Genomic DNA, 14,817 nt, shown 5'->3' on the forward strand with positions numbered 1-14,817 from the left:
CGCGGCGGCGACGAATCGCTGGTCAGCCGCCGACGGCGACCGCCACCACGTCCCGCCGGATCCGGTCCACGGCCGCGCGCGCGGTGCGGGCGACCGCGTCGTCGGCCACCTTGCCCAGCTGGTCGAGGAGATCGATGAGCTGGCGGGTCCAGCGGACGAAGTCGCCACCGGAGAGCTCCGTGCCGGCCTGCTCGGCGCCGGCCAGCACGCGGTCGAGGCTCTGGCCGTCGGCCCAGCGGTAGGCGGCCCAGGCGAAGCCCAGGTCCAGGTCGCGGGTGGCCCGCACGCCGTGGTCGAGCTCGACGTCCTGCAGGCGGGACCGGATGCCGCGCATCGCGCCGATCGCGGCCGCGACCTTGCCCGCGGGCACCGCCGGGAGGCTCGGTGTGTCCCGTCGGGCCTCGAACACCAGCGTCGACACGGCGGCGGCCAGCTCCGCCGGGGCGAGGCCCCGCCACACCCCGGCCCGCAGCGACTCGGCCACCAGCAGGTCGCCCTCGGACCAGATGCGGGCGAGCCGGCGACCGTCGTCGGTGACCCGGGGGCCGCCCTCGACCCCGCCGACCTCGGGCACGAGGTACCCCAGCTCCTCGAGGACCTCGCAGGTGGCGTCGAACTGCCGGGCCAGCGAGCCGGTGCGGTCGGTCATCTTCCGGTGCAGCAGCTCGGCCTCGTGGCCCGCGCGCAGCCAGCGCTCGGCGGTGCGCACCCGCTCCTCGCGGTCGGGCAGCTGGTGCACCGGGTGGTTGCGCAGGGCCTGCCGCAGATCGGCGAGCACCGGGTCGTCGGCCGCCGCGGAGCGCCCCTTCTTGATCCGCCGGGCGCCCAGGTCGTTCTCCACGCGCGCGTTGCGGAGGGTGGAGGCGAGGTCCCGCCGCGCGTGCGGGCTGCGGTGGTTGAAGTTCTTCGGCACCTTCACCCGCGCCAGCGCCTCCACGGGGGTCGGGAAGTCCACCGAGCCCAGCCGGCCGGCCCACTTGTCCTCGGTGAGCACGAGCGGCCGCGGGTCGGCGAGGTCGGAGATCCCCGGGTCCAGGACGACGGCGAGCCCCTGACGCCGGCCCGACGGCACGCGGATGACGTCGCCGGGGCGCAGCGCCGCCAGCGTGTCGGCGGCCTCCATGCGCCGCTTGGCCTGCGAGTCGCGGGAGAGCTCCTTCTCGCGGTCGGAGATCTCCCGGCGCAGCCGCGCGTAGGCGCCCACGTCACCGCGGTCGGAGCGCATCTCGGCGGCCGCCTGCTCGGCGTCGCGCTCGTGCCGCGCCGCTGCCCGGGCCAGGCCGACGACCGAGCGGTCGGCCTGGAACTGGGCGAACGAGCTCGCCAGCAGCTCCCGGGCACGGGCCCGGCCGAAGGAGCTGACCAGGTTGACGGCCATGTTGTAGCTCGGCCGGAAGGAGGACTTCAGCGGGTACGTGCGGGTGCTGGCCAGGCCCGCCACGACCGACGGGTCCATGCCGGGAGCCCAGACGACGACGGCGTGGCCCTCGATGTCGATGCCGCGGCGTCCGGCCCGCCCGGTGAGCTGGGTGTACTCCCCCGGCGTCACGTCCACGTGCGCCTCGCCGTTCCACTTCACCAGCCGCTCGAGGACGACGGTGCGCGCCGGCATGTTGATGCCCAGCGCGAGGGTCTCGGTGGCGAAGACGGCCTTCACCAGGCCGCGCACGAAGCACTCCTCGACGGTCTCCTTGAACGCCGGCACCAGGCCCGCGTGGTGGGCGGCGAGCCCGGCGAGCAGGCTCTCCCGCCACTCCCAGAAGCCGAGGACGTGCAGGTCCTCCTCGGGCAGCGACCCGGTGCGCTCGTCGATGATCTGCGCGATCTCGGCGCGCTCGGTCTCGTCGGTGAGCCGCAGCCCGCTCATGAGGCACTGGTGCACGGCGGCGTCGCACCCGTTGCGGCTGAACACGAAGGTGATCGCCGGCAGCAGGCCGGCCTTGTCCAGCCGCTCGATGACGTCGGAGCGCGGCGGTGGCCGGAAGCGGGGCTTGTGGAAGCTGTCGCGGCGGGTGCTCCCCCAGCCCTCGAGGCGGCGCTCGTGCTCGCGGACGTACCGCACCAGCTCGGGGTCGACGACCGAGGCGCCGCGCTCGCGCGTGGACAGCACGCGGGGGGTGTCCCCCTGCTCGCCGGCGTGCGCGGCCGGGCGGAGCGAGAACAGGTCGAACACCCGGTTGCCGACCAGCATGTGCTGCCACAGCGGGATCGGCCGGACCTCGCTGACCACGACCTTCGTGTCGCCCCGGACGGTGACCAGCCAGTCGCCGAACTCCTCGGCGTTGCTCACCGTCGCCGAGAGCGAGACGAGGGTGACCGACGCCGGGAGGTGGATGATCACCTCCTCCCAGACGGCGCCCCGGAAGCGGTCGGCCAGGTAGTGCACCTCGTCCATGACCACGTAGCCGAGGCCGGCGATGGCCGGGGACTCCGCGTAGAGCATGTTGCGCAGGACCTCGGTGGTCATGACGACCACAGGGGCGTCGCCGTTGACGGCGTTGTCCCCGGTGAGCAGCCCGACCCTGTCGGGTCCGTAGCGCTCGACCAGATCGTTGTACTTCTGGTTCGACAGCGCCTTGATCGGCGTCGTGTAGAACGCCTTCCGCCCCTCGGCCAGCGCCTTGTGCACGGCGAACTCGCCCACCACGGTCTTGCCGGCGCCGGTCGGTGCGCAGACCAGCACACCGGAGCCCTCCTCCAGCGCCTCGCAGGCCTCGACCTGGAACGGGTCGAGGGTGAAGCCGAGCTCGGCGGTGAAGTCGGCGAGGGCCGGGTGGGAGGTCCGCCTGCGGGCAGCTGCGTACCGCTCAGCAGGGCTGGACATGGCCCCCACGTTAGCTAAAGGACCCCCTGCCCCCCACCGCTCGCGAGCTCGCGTCGGGACCCTGCAGGGGCCGAAAACCTCAGGGGCGGGCGGTGCCGACGACGCGGACGGCGCTTGCCACGCACTCGGTCACCGCGGGCAGCGGCGCCACGGGCTCGCCGTCGGCGTAGGTCGTGACGCCGGCGCAGTCGAGCTCGACCCGCCTCGCCCGGTGCACCGAGATGAGCGGGTGCTGCACGTGCGTGCCGTCGGCCAGCCGGGGCTTGGTCCGGATCAGCTCGAGTCGCGAGCCGGCCCCGACCACGGTGACGTCGAACAGCCCGTCGTCCGGGTCCGCGCTGGGGCAGATCTTCATGCCGCCGCCGTACCAGGGCGTGTTGCCCACGGCGATCATCGTGGCGGCCACGGTGCGCCGCTCGCCGTCCAGGGTCAGCGTCACCTCGTACGGGCGCAGCCGGGCCAGCTCCACGAGGACGGCGACGTCGTACCGGCGCGGGCCGCGCGGCCAGCGGAGCCGGTTGGCCCGGTCGGTGACGGCGGAGTCGAAGCCGCAGCACAGCACCGTCGCCCACCAGCGGCCGTCGGTGCGCCCGGCGTCGATCGACCGGCTCCGACCGGCCAGGACGTCGTCCGCCGCCGCGCGGGCCGCCGCCGCCGGATCGGCGGGTGTGCCGAGCGCCAGCGCCAGGTCGTTGCCGGTCCCGGCCGGCACCACCGCCAGCGGTACCGACGTGCCCGCGACGGCCTGCAGCGCGGCGTGCGCGGTCCCGTCCCCACCGACGGCGACCACCGCGGCGGTGCCCCCGGCGACGGCCGCGGCCGCCTGGGTCTCCGCCTCCGCGCCGGTCGTCGCCGGCAGCACGTGCGGGGTCAGCCCCGCGTCGCGCAGGGCACCGAGGACGGCGTCGGCCCGCGCGCGGGCGCGGCCACGGCCGGCGGCGGGGCTGACGAGGACGGCGACGTCCACCGGTCAGCCGCGCGGGATGGTCGGTCGGTCGACGGGCGCGTCCAGCGGCGTCGGCTGCGGATCCAGCTCCGAGGGCCGGGCGTCCAGCGGGGACGGAGCGTCGTCGTCGATCTCGTGGAAGGACTCGACGGCCTCGCGGCGGGCGCGGCGGCGGTCGACGAACCTGGTCACCTGGATGGCCAGCTCGAACAGCACGATCATGGGCCCGGCCATGAGCAGCATGGTGAACGGGTCCTGCGTCGGCGTGACGAAGGCGGCGAAGACGATCGTCAGGAAGAAGATCCAGCGCCGGCCCTTGGCCAGCGCCTCGTGGCTCAGCACGCCGACGAGGTTGAGCGCGACGGCGATCAGCGGGACCTCGAAGCTCACGCCGAAGGCGATCAGCAGCGAGAGCAGGAAGCCGATGTAGTCCGGGGCGGTGAGCGCGACGACGACGCCGTCGCCGGCCAGCGAGAGCAGCAGCTCCAGGCCCTTGGACAGCGACACGTAGGCCAGCACCGCGCCCAGCACGAACAGGGTGGTGGAGACGAGCACGAAGGCCACGCCGTAGCGCTTCTCGTTCCGCTTGAGCCCCGGGGTGATGAAGGCCCACAGCTGGTAGAGCCAGAACGGCGCCGACAGCACCGCCCCGGCCAGCAGCGACACCTTGAGGCGGATGAAGACGCCGCCGAAGACGTCGAGGATCAGCAGCCCGCAGCCGGTGTCGCCGTCGCCGTAGCGCAGGTCGGGCTCGAGGTTGCAGTACGGCGCTCGGATGAAGTCACCGAGGCCGTGCTCGTACCACCAGAAGGAGAAGGCGGTGCCGATGGCCAGGAACAGCAGCGCCTTGCCGACGCGGTTGCGCAGCTCCGCGAGGTGGGAGACGAGGGTCATCGTCGCCTGGGGGTCGCGCGGAGCGCGCCGGCGTCGTGCGCCGCGGGTCGCCTGGCTCACCGCCGTCCTGCCCGGTGCGGGGTGGGTCAGCGGGAGCCGTCGGCCGAGCGCGCCTGCTCGGCCCGGGCGCGCAGCTCGGCGGCCCGCAGCTCGGCCTCGCGGGCCTCGGCGTGCAGCGTGGCGCTCAGGTCACCGGACGCCGACGTGGTCGTCGCGGGGGGCAGGACCTCGCCGCGGACCGGGGTGCTCGTCGAGGCGGCGTCCTTGCCACGGAGTCCCCCGCCCGCGGAGTCGTCGTCCTTCATGCCCTTCATCTCGCCCTTGAAGATGCGCAGCGAGCGGCCGAGCGAGCGCGAGGCGTCCGGCAGCTTCTTGTAACCGAAGAGCAGCAGGATGGCCAGGATGATCAGGCCGATCTCCAGCGGGCCCAGGGAACCCATGGCACGTCCTCCAGATGTCGAGACTTCCGACGATGCTACGCCGGGGAGCGTTCGGCTCCCGACGGTCCAGCGGTTCGCCGCGCGGTGTTCACCGCTCGTTCGCGCGGGCCTCCCGCTGCGCCTTCGTGCGCTCGGCGGCGGCGACCGTGGCCTGCACCTGCTCGAGGACCGGGCCCAGGTCGCGCTGGCCGGCCTCCAGCTCCCGGCGCAGCCGGCCCATCCCCCCGACGACCCCGTGCACCAGGACGGCGAGGGCGACGAGCGCGACGACGGCCACGGCGAGGGCGATCCAGAGCAGCACGTCCCCGACCCTAGCGGCCGGCCGGCGCGGGCTCGATCCCGTAGCGGCGCAGCGCCTCCCGGGCTTCCGCGGCGACCTGGGCGCCCAGCTCGGCCGGCTCGTCGACGACGGCGTTGCCGCCGAGCGTCGCCACCAGCCGCCGGGCCCAGGCGAGATCGGCGGTTCGCACGGTGACCGCGAGCCCGCCCGGCGGCTCGTCGACCGGGCCGACGTCCTCCACCGGGTAGTAGTCGGCGACCCAGCGGGCCGCGCGGGCCAGCCGGAGCCGGACGGCGGGTGCGTCCTCCTCCGGCTGGTAGACGCCGTCGTCGCTGTTCCGGCTGGTCGCCTGGGGCGGCGGCGCGGCCGGCTCGTCCAGGACGACGACGTCGTCCACCCGGTCCAGCCGGAAGAGCCGGACGCCCTCGGCGCGGCGGCACCAGGCCTCCAGGTACCAGCGGCCGTCGACCAGGAGCAGCTGCATCGGGTCGACCGTGCGCTCGGTGCGCTCGTCGCGGGTCGGCACGTAGTAGTGCAGGTGGAGCGCGTGCTCCTGCTCCAGCGCCGCGCGGACGACGGCGAGCGTCTCCTCGCGGGTGTCCACGCTGACCGCGATCGGGGTGACCCGCTCGGCGGCGTCGCCGGTCGAGGCCGAGACCTTGGCCAGCGCCCGGCTCACCGCGTCCCGCTCGGCCAGGCCGGGCAGCTCCAGCAGGGTGCGGAGGGCGACGACGAGCGCCACGGCCTCGTCGGTGGTCAGCCGCAGCGGCCGCACCATGCCGGCGCTGAAGGTGACCCTGACGCGGTCGCCCTCGAAGGAGACGTCGATGAGGTCGCCGGGGCCGTAGCCGGGCAGGCCGCACATCCACAGCAGCTCGAGGTCGCTGCGCACCTGGCGCTCGGTCACCCCGAAGTCGCGCGCCGCCTCGGCCAGCGCCACGCCGTCGGGGCGGGCGGAGAGGTACGGGACGAGGGCGAGCAGCCGGGTCATCCGGTCGGTGGTGCCGGCGGCGCTCATGCCGTCTCCCCCATCGCGGCGAGGCGGGTCAGCCGCTCGACGACGGCGTCCCGCATGACGGCCGGTCCCTCGACCAGCACGTCGGCGCCGTAGGCGGCCAGCTCGTCGGCCAGCGCCCACGGCTCGGTGGTGCGCAGCTCGAGCCGGTCGTCACCGTCGTCCGCGGGCCCGAGCGAGGTGGCCCGCCGGCGCAGCCCCACGGCCGTGCCCGGGCGGGCCCGGACGACCACCAGGTGCTCCTCCCCCTCGACCTGGCGGGCGACGACGGCGGTGAGGTCGAGGTCGGCCGGCGGCTGGAAGGCGTCGGCGGGGCCGGTGGCCTTCGGGGTGCCGGCGACGCGGGAGAGCCGGAAGACCCGGTCGGCCTGCCGGTCGAGGTCGAAGCCCACGAGGTACCAGCGGCCGTGCCAGGCGACGACGCCCCAGGGCTGCACGTTCCGGCGGACGGCGGTGTCCTCGTCGGGGCGCCGGTAGTCGAACTGCAGCTGCCGGCGGTCGCGGGCAGCGGCGTAGCAGGGCTCGAACGCGGCCTCGCCGCGGTCCAGGCGCGGCTGGATGGGCAGCGAGCGGGACGTGTCCACGTCGACGCCGGCGGCGCGCAGCTTCACCAGGGCGCTCTGCGCGGCGCCGGCCAGCCGGGCGGACTCCCACAGCCGCAGGGCCAGGCCGACGGCGGCCGCCTCCTCGCCGGTCAGGTGGATCTCGGGGAGCTCGTAGTCGGCGCGGGCGATCCGGTAGCCGTCCTCGGTGTCGAAGACGCTGGTGCGCCCCGTCTCCAGCGGCACGCCCATCTCGCGGAGGTCGGCCTTGTCGCGCTCGAACATGCGCTTGAAGGCCTCGTCGGCGCGGTCGCTGCCGTCGTCGGCCTCGTACCCGGGCACCGTGGCGCGGATCCGGGCGGCGGTGACGAACTGCCGGGTGCTGAGCAGCGCGATGACCAGGTTGACCAACCGCTCCGCCCGCTTGGCCGCCATGCCCCACAGGCTAGAGGAAGGACCCCCTGCCCCCCGCCGTGCAGTCGGCCGCCGCCCAGCCGCGCGGCGGGACGCTCGATAGCCTGCCGGTATGAGCTCCTCCGCTGCCGCGCCCGTCTCCCGCATCCGCTGGCGACGCGGGACGGTGACCGCGACCGGGCGCTCCTGGCGGGACGCGCTGGAGCTGACCGTGGCGGTCGAGGGCGAGGGCGACCTGTCGGCGCTGGCCTACCCGTCGCTCGTCGGCGTGCCGGAGGTGGGCGACGACGTGCTGCTCAACACCACCGCACTGGCCCAGGGCCTGGGCACCGGCGGCTACGCGATCGTCGTCGCCGTCCCCGACCGGCTGCCGGCGGACCCCGAGGGCCCCGGCCACCTGGTCAAGGCCCGGTATACGCCGCTGCAGGTGCTGGTGCAGGGCGTCGACGAGCAGGACACCGAGCACCACGAGGCGATCGCCGCCGCCGACGACCTCGGCGGCATGCCGGTCGTCGTCGCCGACCTGCACTCCGCGCTGCCGGCGATCCTGATCGGGATGCTCGCCACCGACCCCGACCTGAAGGTCGCCTACGTGATGACCGACGGCGGGGCGCTGCCGGCGGCGTTCTCCCGGACGGTGACCGCGCTCAAGTCGTCGCTGGCCGGTGTCGTGACCGTCGGGCAGGCCTACGGCGGCGACCTGGAGGCGGTCACGCTGCACACCGGGCTGCTGGCCGCCAAGCACGTGCTCGGCGCCGACCTGGCGATCGTCACGCAGGGCCCGGGCAACCTGGGCACCGGCACGCCGTGGGGCTTCTCCGGGGTGGCCGCGGGCGAGGCGTGCAACGCGATCTCCGTGCTCGGCGGGCTGCCGGTGGGCGCGCTGCGGATCTCCGACGCCGATCCGCGGCCGCGGCACCGCGGGGTGTCCCACCACTCGCTCACCGCCTTCGGCCGGGTGGCGCTGGGCGGTGTCGCCCTGGTCGCTCCGCGCGGGCTCTCCTCCGAGCTCGGCGGGCAGGTGGACGAGGACCTCGCGAGCCAGCCGGAGCGCAACGTCGTCGTCTGGGTGGACACCGACGGGCTGGACGCGGCGCTCGGCCTCTCCCCCGTGCCGCTGCGCACGATGGGCCGCGGCCTCGAGGAGGAGCGCGCCTACTTCCTGGCCGCCGCGGCGGCCGGCCGCTACGCCGCCCTGCAGGTCCCCGTGCCGGAGGACGCCGCCGCCGCGGACACCGCCGAGCCCGCGGACGACGCAAAGGCCGACGGCGCGAGCAGCTGACGCCTCACATCGAGGCGATGAGCTTCTCCACCCGCTCGTCGACGGCCTTGAACGGGTCCTTGCACAGCACGGTGCGCTGCGCCTGGTCGTTGAGCTTGAGGTGCACCCAGTCGACGGTGAAGTCGCGGCGCTTCTCCTGCGCCTTACGGATGAACTCGCCGCGCAGCCGGGCTCGGGTGGTCTGCGGCGGCACGTTCTTCGCCTCGAACACCCTCGGCTCGTGGGCGACGCGGTCGACCTGGCCGTTGCGCTCCAGCAGGTAGTACAGGCCGCGGGTGCGGCTGATGTCGTGGTAGGCCAGGTCCATCTGGGCGATCCTCGGAGAGCTCAGCGAGAGGTCCCGCTTGGCCCGGTAGCGCTCGATGAGGCTGAACTTCGTGGCCCAGTCGATCTCGCGGTCGATGAGGCCGATGTCCTCGGTGTCGACGGCCTTGAGCACGCGGCCCCACAGCTCGAGCATCTGCCGGTGGGTCTCGCCCATGCCCTCGCGGTCGAGGAACTCCGAGGCCCGGGCGTGGTACTCGGCCTGGATCTCCAGCGCCGACATCTCCTTGCCGTTGGACAGCCGCACCTTGCGCCGGCCGGTCATGTCGTGGCTGATCTCGCGGATCGCCCGGATCGGGTTCTCCAGCGTCATGTCCCGGATGGGGACGCCGGCCTCGATCATCCGCAGCACCAGGTCGGTCATGGTGACCTTGAGCAGCGTCGTCGTCTCGTTCATGTTCGAGTCGCCGACGATGACGTGCAGCCGCCGGTAGCGCTCGGCGTCGGCGTGCGGCTCGTCGCGGGTGTTGATGATCGGCCGGCTGCGCGTGGTGGCGCTGGAGACGCCCTCCCAGATGTGCTCGGCGCGCTGGCTGACGCAGTAGATCGCGCCCCGCGGGGTCTGCAGCACCTTGCCGGCGCCCACGACGATCTGCCGGCTCACCAGGAACGGGATCAGGACGTCGGCGAGGCGACCGAACTCGCCGTGCCGGCCGACGAGGTAGTTCTCGTGGCAGCCGTAGCTGTTGCCGGCGGAGTCGGTGTTGTTCTTGAACAGGTAGATGTCGCCGACGACGCCCTCCTCGGCGAGGCGCTGCTCGGCGTCGACGACCAGGCCCTCGAGGATCCGCTCCCCCGCCTTGTCGTGGACGACGACCTCGCTGACGTCGTCGCACTCGGCGGTGGCGTACTCGGGGTGGCTGCCGACGTCGAGGTAGAGCCGGGAGCCGTTGCGCAGGAAGACGTTGGAGCTGCGCCCCCACGACACCACGCGGCGGAACAGGTAGCGCGCGACCTCGTCCGGGGAGAGCCGGCGCTGCCCCTTGAAGGTGCACGTGACGCCGTACTCGGTCTCGATGCCGAAGATCCGTCGGTCCACGATCCGAGACTAGGCCGCTGGAGGGACAGTGCGCTCTGTGGCGGGTCCGTCACCTCCGGCGCGTCACGACCGCTTCGCGTCGAGGTGCTGCAGCAGGTCGTCGAACGCCTTCTCGATCTCCTCGTGGTCGTTCTGCGCGGCGCGCTGCTTGCCGTGGATCAGCGCGGCGCGGTTCACCTTCCGGAAGTCGCCGTAAGGGAACCGGTGGCGCTTCTTGGTCTCCTCGGCCGCGTCCGGGTCGATCGCGAGGTGCCAGGACGCGTAGCCGTCCCAGCCGTGCGCCTCGATCTCGGAGTTCCCGTCGTCGGCCGACGGCGCGGCGTCCGACCACTCGGTCGTGTCGTCGACCGCGCCGTCGTCGATGAGCTTCCGGGCCTGGCGGACGGCGTCGGGGTTGAGCGTGTAGGTCGGCATGCCGCTCCCCCTACCCCCGGACCGGGGCCCGGCAGTCAGCCCTCGCCGCCGTCCTCCTCGTACCCGGTGTCGTACTCGGCGCCCCCGGCGGTGTCGGGGGCCGCCGGGTCCCCGAGCCCGGCGGGCGTGCCGGGAGCGGGGTGGCTGGGCGCGTGGGCGGTGGTGCCGGCCTCGGGCGCCTCGGAAGCGGCCTGCCCGTCGCCCAGCAGCGTGTGCAGCGCCGCGCCGACGACCCGGCGGAACGCGCGCTTGGGCCGCCGCCGGTCCAGGACCGCCACCTCGAGCTGCTCGGCGCTCAGCCGCGCGTGGGTGCCGTGCCCGGATCCGGCGGTGGCGGGGCTGACGGCCGACAGCGCGTCGATGCCGACCCGGAGCGCGTCGGCGAGGGACATGCCGGAGTGGAAGTTCTGCCGGAGGTGGCCGCTGACCGCCTCGGCCTGGCCGCCCATCACGACGAAGTCCGGCTCGTCGACGACGGAGCCGTCGAAGGTGAGCCGGTAGAGCTGGTCGCGGTCGGGGGTCTCCCCCACCTCGGCGACGCACAGCTCCACCTCGTAGGGCTTCATCTGCTCGGTGAAGATCGCGCCGAGGGTCTGCGCGTAGGCGTTGGCCACGACCCGGCCGGTGACGTCGCGCCGGTTGTAGGAGTAGCCGCGGACGTCGGCCAGGCGGACGCCGGCGACGCGGAGGCTCTCGAATTCGCTGTAGCGCCCGACCGCGGCGAAGCCGATCTTGTCGTAGATCTCGCCGATCTTGTGCAGCGTGGAGCTCGGGTTCTCGGCGATGAGCAGGACGCCGTCGGCGTAGGTGAGGACGGCGACGCTGCGCCCGCGGGAGATGCCCTTGCGGGCGTACTCCGAGCGGTCGCGCATGACCTGCTCGGCGGAGGCGTAGTAAGGCATGGTCATGGCTCAGGCCTCCCGGTCCATGGTGCGGCGGTCGGCGTCGGCGCGCTCGGAGACGATCGTGTCGGCGACCGCGGCGACCTCGGCGTCGGTGAGCCGGACCGCGCCCTCGGCGTCGACGCGGTAGACGATCGGATACAGCCGGCGCACCGGGTCCGGGCCACCGGTGGCGGAGTCGTCGTCGGCGGCGTCGTAGAGCGCTTCGACCACGGTGTGGACGGCGGCGTCGGCGGGCAGGCCGTGCCGCCAGGTCTTCTTCAGCGAGTTCTTGGCGAACAGCGAGCCGGAGCCGACGGCGGCGTACCCGCGCTCCTCGTAGTTCCCGCCGGTGACGTCGTAGCTGAAGATGCGCCCGGGCGCGGTGCTGGGTGCGGCGTCGAGGTCGAAGCCGGCGAAGAGCGGGACGACCGCGAGGCCCTGCATGGCGGCGCCCAGGTTGCCGCGGATCATCTGGGCGAGCCGGTTGGCCTTGCCGTCGAGGGACATGGTGAGCCCCTCGATCTTCTCGTAGTGCTCGAGCTCCACCTGGTAGAGCTTGACCATCTCGATGGCGATGCCCGCCGCACCCGCGATGCCGATGACGCTGTAGGAGTCGGCCGGGTAGACCTTCTCGATGTCGCGGCTGGAGATCAGGTTGCCCATCGTGGCGCGCCGGTCGCCGCCCATGAGCACGCCGCCCTCGAAGGTGACGGCGACGATCGTGGTGCCGTGGGGGGCGACGTCACCCACGGGCAGCTGCGGGACCGGGCGGCGACCCGGGAGCAGATCGGGCGCGCTGGACGCGAGGAAGTCGGTGAACGAGGACCCCACCCGGTCCAGGTACGCGGGCGAGAACCCGCTCCGGCCAGCCGACGACTCGCTCACGTATCCGCCTCTCCCCGCCGCCTCGCGACGGCGTGAACCACTGCTCTGCCGGGTGCCGTGCGCGCTGCTCGGACGCGGTCCCGGACGTCGCTGCGACCCTACCGGCGGTCAGCGCACTCGGACGGGTCGGACCGGGCCGAGGCCGGCCGTCGCGAACGTGGCGACGAAGTACTGGCGCAGCGTGTGGAAGGCGACGTAGTCGGCCGCTTCGCGCAACATCTCCGGGTCGTCTTTGAACTGCCCCAGTCCGCCGTTGCAGTTGAAGCACAGCAGGGCTCGTACCGCGCCGGTGGCGTGGTCGTGATCGACATGCGCGGCAGGCGCCGTCGCACAGATGGCGCACACCCCGCCCTGGCGGCGCAGCATGTGGTCGGCCTCGGCGGCGGTTATCCCGTAACGCCGCGTCAAATGGTAGGTGCGGGATCCGCCGACTTTTTCCTTCGCTGCGTGCCCTCGCACATTGTGGCAGGGCTTGCAGTAAGAGCCGCGCCCGGTCTTCGACGCCGCGGTTCTGACGAACTCCTCGAGCGGAAGGACCCGTTTGCAGTCCGCGCACCACTTGGATCCCGCAGGGATGCTGAGCCCGTGCGGAGGTCGGCGTTGCACGCGCGGACGACTCCGCCGCGATTCCCGACTCCGGGCGGCACGCTCTGCCAGATGCTTCCGGCAGTAGAAGGCCAAGCCGTCCCGGCTTCGCGCATTACTCGAGAATTCGGCGACCGGCCGATAGTCGTCGCAATCCTTGCAGAACTTCGAAGCCATTTATCAGTTTTGCACGACAGTATTCACTGGCCCCCTTTTTGTACATATGCCCTCACGAAGTCCTCGGCATTCTCCTCGAGCACGTCGTCGATCTCGTCCAGGAGAGAGTCGACGTCCTCGGTCATCTTCTCGTGGCGCTCGGCGACGTCGGAGTCGACCGAGGCCTCGATCTCCTCGTTCTCCTCGCGCGACCGCGTCGCCTTCTGCTGTCCGCCGGTGTCCCTGGTGGCCATGCCTTGCCCTCCGGTCCGTGTGACTGCTGCTGATCAGGAAGCTACTCGCAGGCACCGACATCCGGCGTCCGCCGACCGGGTGCCGAGGACGGGCACGCGCGCTGTGGACGACGCGCTCAGGGGCCGGTGATCGTGTCGACGAGCTCCTGCGCGGTCGCCGACGCCTCGAACAGCGCTCCCACGTGCTCCCGCGTCCCGCGCAGCGGCTCCAGCGTCGGGATCCGCACCAGGTTCTCCCGGCCGAGGTCGAAGACCACCGAGTCCCAGGAGGCGGCGGCGATCTGCGCGGGGAACCGCCGCAGGCACTCGCCGCGGAAGAACGCGCGCGTGTCACCGGGCGGGGTGACCATTGCCGACGTCACCTCGTCGTCGCTGAGGATCCGCTGCATCGCCCCGCGGGCGACCAGCCGGTTGTAGAGCCCCTTCTCGGGCCGCACGTCGGAGTACTGCAGGTCGACCAGGCGCAGCCGCGAGTCGCCCCACTCCAGCCCGTCGCGCGACCGGTAGCCCTCCAGCAGCCGCAGCTTCGCCGGCCAGTCGAGCCGGTCGGCCAGCCGCATCGGGTCGGCCTCCAGATCGTCGAGGACCGACGCCCACTGCCGCAGGACGTCGGCGGTCTGCTCGTCGCCCTCCCCCTGCCGCTCGACGAAGCGGACCGCTGCCTCCAGGTAGATCCGCTGCAGCTCGATGGCGGTGAGCTGCCGCCCGTCGCGCAGCCGGACCCGGTGGGTCAGCGACGGGTCGTGGCTCACCGCCTGCAGCTCCCGCACCGGCTCCTCGAGGGTCAGGTCGTTCGGGAGGGCCCGCGCCTCGATCATGGCCAGCACGAGCGACGTCGTCCCGACCTTGAGGTAGGTGGAGAGCTCGGCGAGGTTCGCGTCGCCGATGATCACGTGCAGCCGGCGGTACTTGTCGGCGTCGGCGTGCGGCTCGTCGCGGGTGTTGATGATCGGCCGCTTGAGCGTCGTCTCCAGGCCCACCTCGACCTCGAAGAAGTCCGCGCGCTGCGACAGCTGGAAGCCCGCCGTCCGGCTCTCGACGCCGATGCCGACCTTGCCCGAGCCGGCGAAGACCTGGCGGGTCACGAAGAACGGCACGAGCCCGCGGATGATGTCGACGAACGGCGTCCGCCGGTCCATCAGGTAGTTCTCGTGGGCGCCGTAGGAGGCGCCCTTGCCGTCGGTGTTGTTCTTGTAGAGCTGGATGGGGCTCGTGCCCGGGATCCCCGCCGCGCGGCGGGCCGCCTCGGCCATCACCAGCTCCCCCGCCTTGTCCCAGAGCACGATGTCGCGCGGAGACGTGACCTCCGGCGTCGAGTACTCGGGGTGGGCGTGGTCGACGTAGAGCCGGGCGCCGTTGGTCAGGATGACGTTGGCCATCCCGTGGTCCTCGTCGAGGTCGTTGTGGTCCAGCGCCTGCGCCGGGGTGAGGTCGAACCCGCGGGCGTCGCGCAGCGGCGACTCCTCCTCGAAGTCCCACCGCGGCCGGCGCGGGGTCGGGGCCTCGGCCACCGCCCAGGCGTTCACCACCAGGCTCGACAGCGTCGTCGGGTTCGCACCCGGCTGCCCGGGCACCGACACCCCGTACTCGACCTCGGTGCCCATGACCCGCCGAACGCTCATGACCCAACCCTAAGCGG

At 73.2% G+C, this 14,817-nt stretch carries 15 protein-coding genes; 1 reads left to right on the forward strand and 14 read right to left on the reverse strand.

What is annotated here, in order from left to right; genetic code table 11:
- Window positions 1-22: 22 nt before the first annotated feature.
- The 7 genes from DQ244_RS11760 to DQ244_RS11790 all read right to left on the reverse strand — a co-directional run bounded on the left by DQ244_RS11760 (window position 23) and on the right by DQ244_RS11790 (window position 7,376).
- Window positions 23-2,824 carry an RNA helicase gene (locus DQ244_RS11760; RefSeq protein ID WP_113811675.1) on the reverse strand — a complete coding sequence of 934 codons (2,802 nt, stop codon included), beginning with the start codon at window positions 2,822-2,824 and terminating at the stop codon, window positions 23-25.
- A 79-nt stretch (window positions 2,825-2,903) separates the two neighbouring features.
- Entirely contained in the window at window positions 2,904-3,791 is an 888-nt protein-coding gene (locus DQ244_RS11765) for a YegS/Rv2252/BmrU family lipid kinase (RefSeq protein WP_113811676.1), read from the reverse strand.
- Between the two features lie 3 nt (window positions 3,792-3,794).
- Window positions 3,795-4,724 carry a twin-arginine translocase subunit TatC gene (gene tatC / locus DQ244_RS11770; RefSeq protein ID WP_233491345.1) on the reverse strand — a complete coding sequence of 310 codons (930 nt, stop codon included), beginning with the start codon at window positions 4,722-4,724 and terminating at the stop codon, window positions 3,795-3,797.
- 26 nt (window positions 4,725-4,750) lie between these two features.
- Window positions 4,751-5,104, reverse strand: coding sequence for a Sec-independent protein translocase subunit TatA (gene tatA, locus DQ244_RS11775; RefSeq protein ID WP_113811678.1), 354 nt, complete (start codon window positions 5,102-5,104; stop codon window positions 4,751-4,753).
- An 88-nt stretch (window positions 5,105-5,192) separates the two neighbouring features.
- On the reverse strand, window positions 5,193-5,405 hold the full coding sequence (locus tag DQ244_RS11780) for a hypothetical protein (RefSeq protein WP_113811679.1): 213 nt from the start codon (window positions 5,403-5,405) through the stop codon (window positions 5,193-5,195).
- Window positions 5,406-5,415: 10 nt separating this feature from the next.
- Window positions 5,416-6,402 (reverse strand): YafY family protein, encoded by a 987-nt coding sequence (locus tag DQ244_RS11785; RefSeq protein WP_113811680.1) that lies wholly within the window; start codon window positions 6,400-6,402, stop codon window positions 5,416-5,418.
- Window positions 6,399-7,376 (reverse strand): YafY family protein, encoded by a 978-nt coding sequence (locus DQ244_RS11790; RefSeq protein WP_113811681.1) that lies wholly within the window; start codon window positions 7,374-7,376, stop codon window positions 6,399-6,401. Before DQ244_RS11790 ends, DQ244_RS11785 begins: the two co-directional genes overlap by 4 nt.
- A 91-nt stretch (window positions 7,377-7,467) precedes the next feature.
- Here DQ244_RS11790 and DQ244_RS11795 point away from each other — a divergent pair, with 91 nt between their 5' ends.
- Window positions 7,468-8,637, forward strand: coding sequence for a DUF3866 family protein (locus DQ244_RS11795; RefSeq protein ID WP_113811682.1), 1,170 nt, complete (start codon window positions 7,468-7,470; stop codon window positions 8,635-8,637).
- 4 nt (window positions 8,638-8,641) lie between these two features.
- Here the strand turns inward: DQ244_RS11795 and pafA are convergent, their stop codons facing one another.
- From pafA to dop, 7 genes are all read right to left on the reverse strand, one after another.
- Entirely contained in the window at window positions 8,642-10,000 is a 1,359-nt protein-coding gene (gene pafA / locus DQ244_RS11800) for a Pup--protein ligase (protein ID WP_113811683.1), read from the reverse strand.
- Between the two features lie 63 nt (window positions 10,001-10,063).
- On the reverse strand, window positions 10,064-10,414 hold the full coding sequence (locus DQ244_RS11805; RefSeq protein ID WP_113811684.1) for a hypothetical protein: 351 nt from the start codon (window positions 10,412-10,414) through the stop codon (window positions 10,064-10,066).
- A 35-nt stretch (window positions 10,415-10,449) separates the two neighbouring features.
- Complete coding sequence (gene prcA / locus DQ244_RS11810) at window positions 10,450-11,322, reverse strand: proteasome subunit alpha (RefSeq protein WP_113811685.1); 873 nt, start codon at window positions 11,320-11,322, stop codon at window positions 10,450-10,452.
- Window positions 11,323-11,325: 3 nt separating this feature from the next.
- The gene (gene prcB, locus DQ244_RS11815) at window positions 11,326-12,183 is read right to left on the reverse strand and encodes a proteasome subunit beta (protein WP_113811686.1); all 858 of its coding nucleotides are present in this window, start codon (window positions 12,181-12,183) and stop codon (window positions 11,326-11,328) included.
- A 108-nt stretch (window positions 12,184-12,291) separates the two neighbouring features.
- Window positions 12,292-12,945, reverse strand: coding sequence for an endonuclease VII domain-containing protein (locus DQ244_RS11820; RefSeq protein WP_113811687.1), 654 nt, complete (start codon window positions 12,943-12,945; stop codon window positions 12,292-12,294).
- 23 nt (window positions 12,946-12,968) lie between these two features.
- On the reverse strand, window positions 12,969-13,178 hold the full coding sequence (locus tag DQ244_RS11825; protein WP_113796147.1) for a ubiquitin-like protein Pup: 210 nt from the start codon (window positions 13,176-13,178) through the stop codon (window positions 12,969-12,971).
- Between the two features lie 116 nt (window positions 13,179-13,294).
- Complete coding sequence (gene dop, locus DQ244_RS11830; RefSeq protein ID WP_113811688.1) at window positions 13,295-14,800, reverse strand: depupylase/deamidase Dop; 1,506 nt, start codon at window positions 14,798-14,800, stop codon at window positions 13,295-13,297.
- Window positions 14,801-14,817 lie beyond the last annotated feature (17 nt).

Origin of the sequence: Blastococcus sp. TBT05-19, from assembly GCF_003319095.1 — a bacterium.
Lineage (GTDB): Bacteria > Actinomycetota > Actinomycetes > Mycobacteriales > Geodermatophilaceae > Blastococcus.

Coding starts and splice junctions, on each gene's coding strand:
- DQ244_RS11760 (WP_113811675.1), bottom strand. CDS start 2,824: ATGTCCAGCCCTGCTGAGCGGTACGCAGCTGCCCGCAGGCGGACCTCC.
- tatA (WP_113811678.1), bottom strand. CDS start 5,104: ATGGGTTCCCTGGGCCCGCTGGAGATCGGCCTGATCATCCTGGCCATC.
- DQ244_RS11785 (WP_113811680.1), bottom strand. CDS start 6,402: ATGAGCGCCGCCGGCACCACCGACCGGATGACCCGGCTGCTCGCCCTC.
- DQ244_RS11790 (WP_113811681.1), bottom strand. CDS start 7,376: ATGGCGGCCAAGCGGGCGGAGCGGTTGGTCAACCTGGTCATCGCGCTG.
- DQ244_RS11795 (WP_113811682.1), top strand. CDS start 7,468: ATGAGCTCCTCCGCTGCCGCGCCCGTCTCCCGCATCCGCTGGCGACGC.
- DQ244_RS11805 (WP_113811684.1), bottom strand. CDS start 10,414: ATGCCGACCTACACGCTCAACCCCGACGCCGTCCGCCAGGCCCGGAAG.
- prcA (WP_113811685.1), bottom strand. CDS start 11,322: ATGACCATGCCTTACTACGCCTCCGCCGAGCAGGTCATGCGCGACCGC.
- DQ244_RS11820 (WP_113811687.1), bottom strand. CDS start 12,945: ATGGCTTCGAAGTTCTGCAAGGATTGCGACGACTATCGGCCGGTCGCC.
- DQ244_RS11825 (WP_113796147.1), bottom strand. CDS start 13,178: ATGGCCACCAGGGACACCGGCGGACAGCAGAAGGCGACGCGGTCGCGC.
- dop (WP_113811688.1), bottom strand. CDS start 14,800: ATGAGCGTTCGGCGGGTCATGGGCACCGAGGTCGAGTACGGGGTGTCG.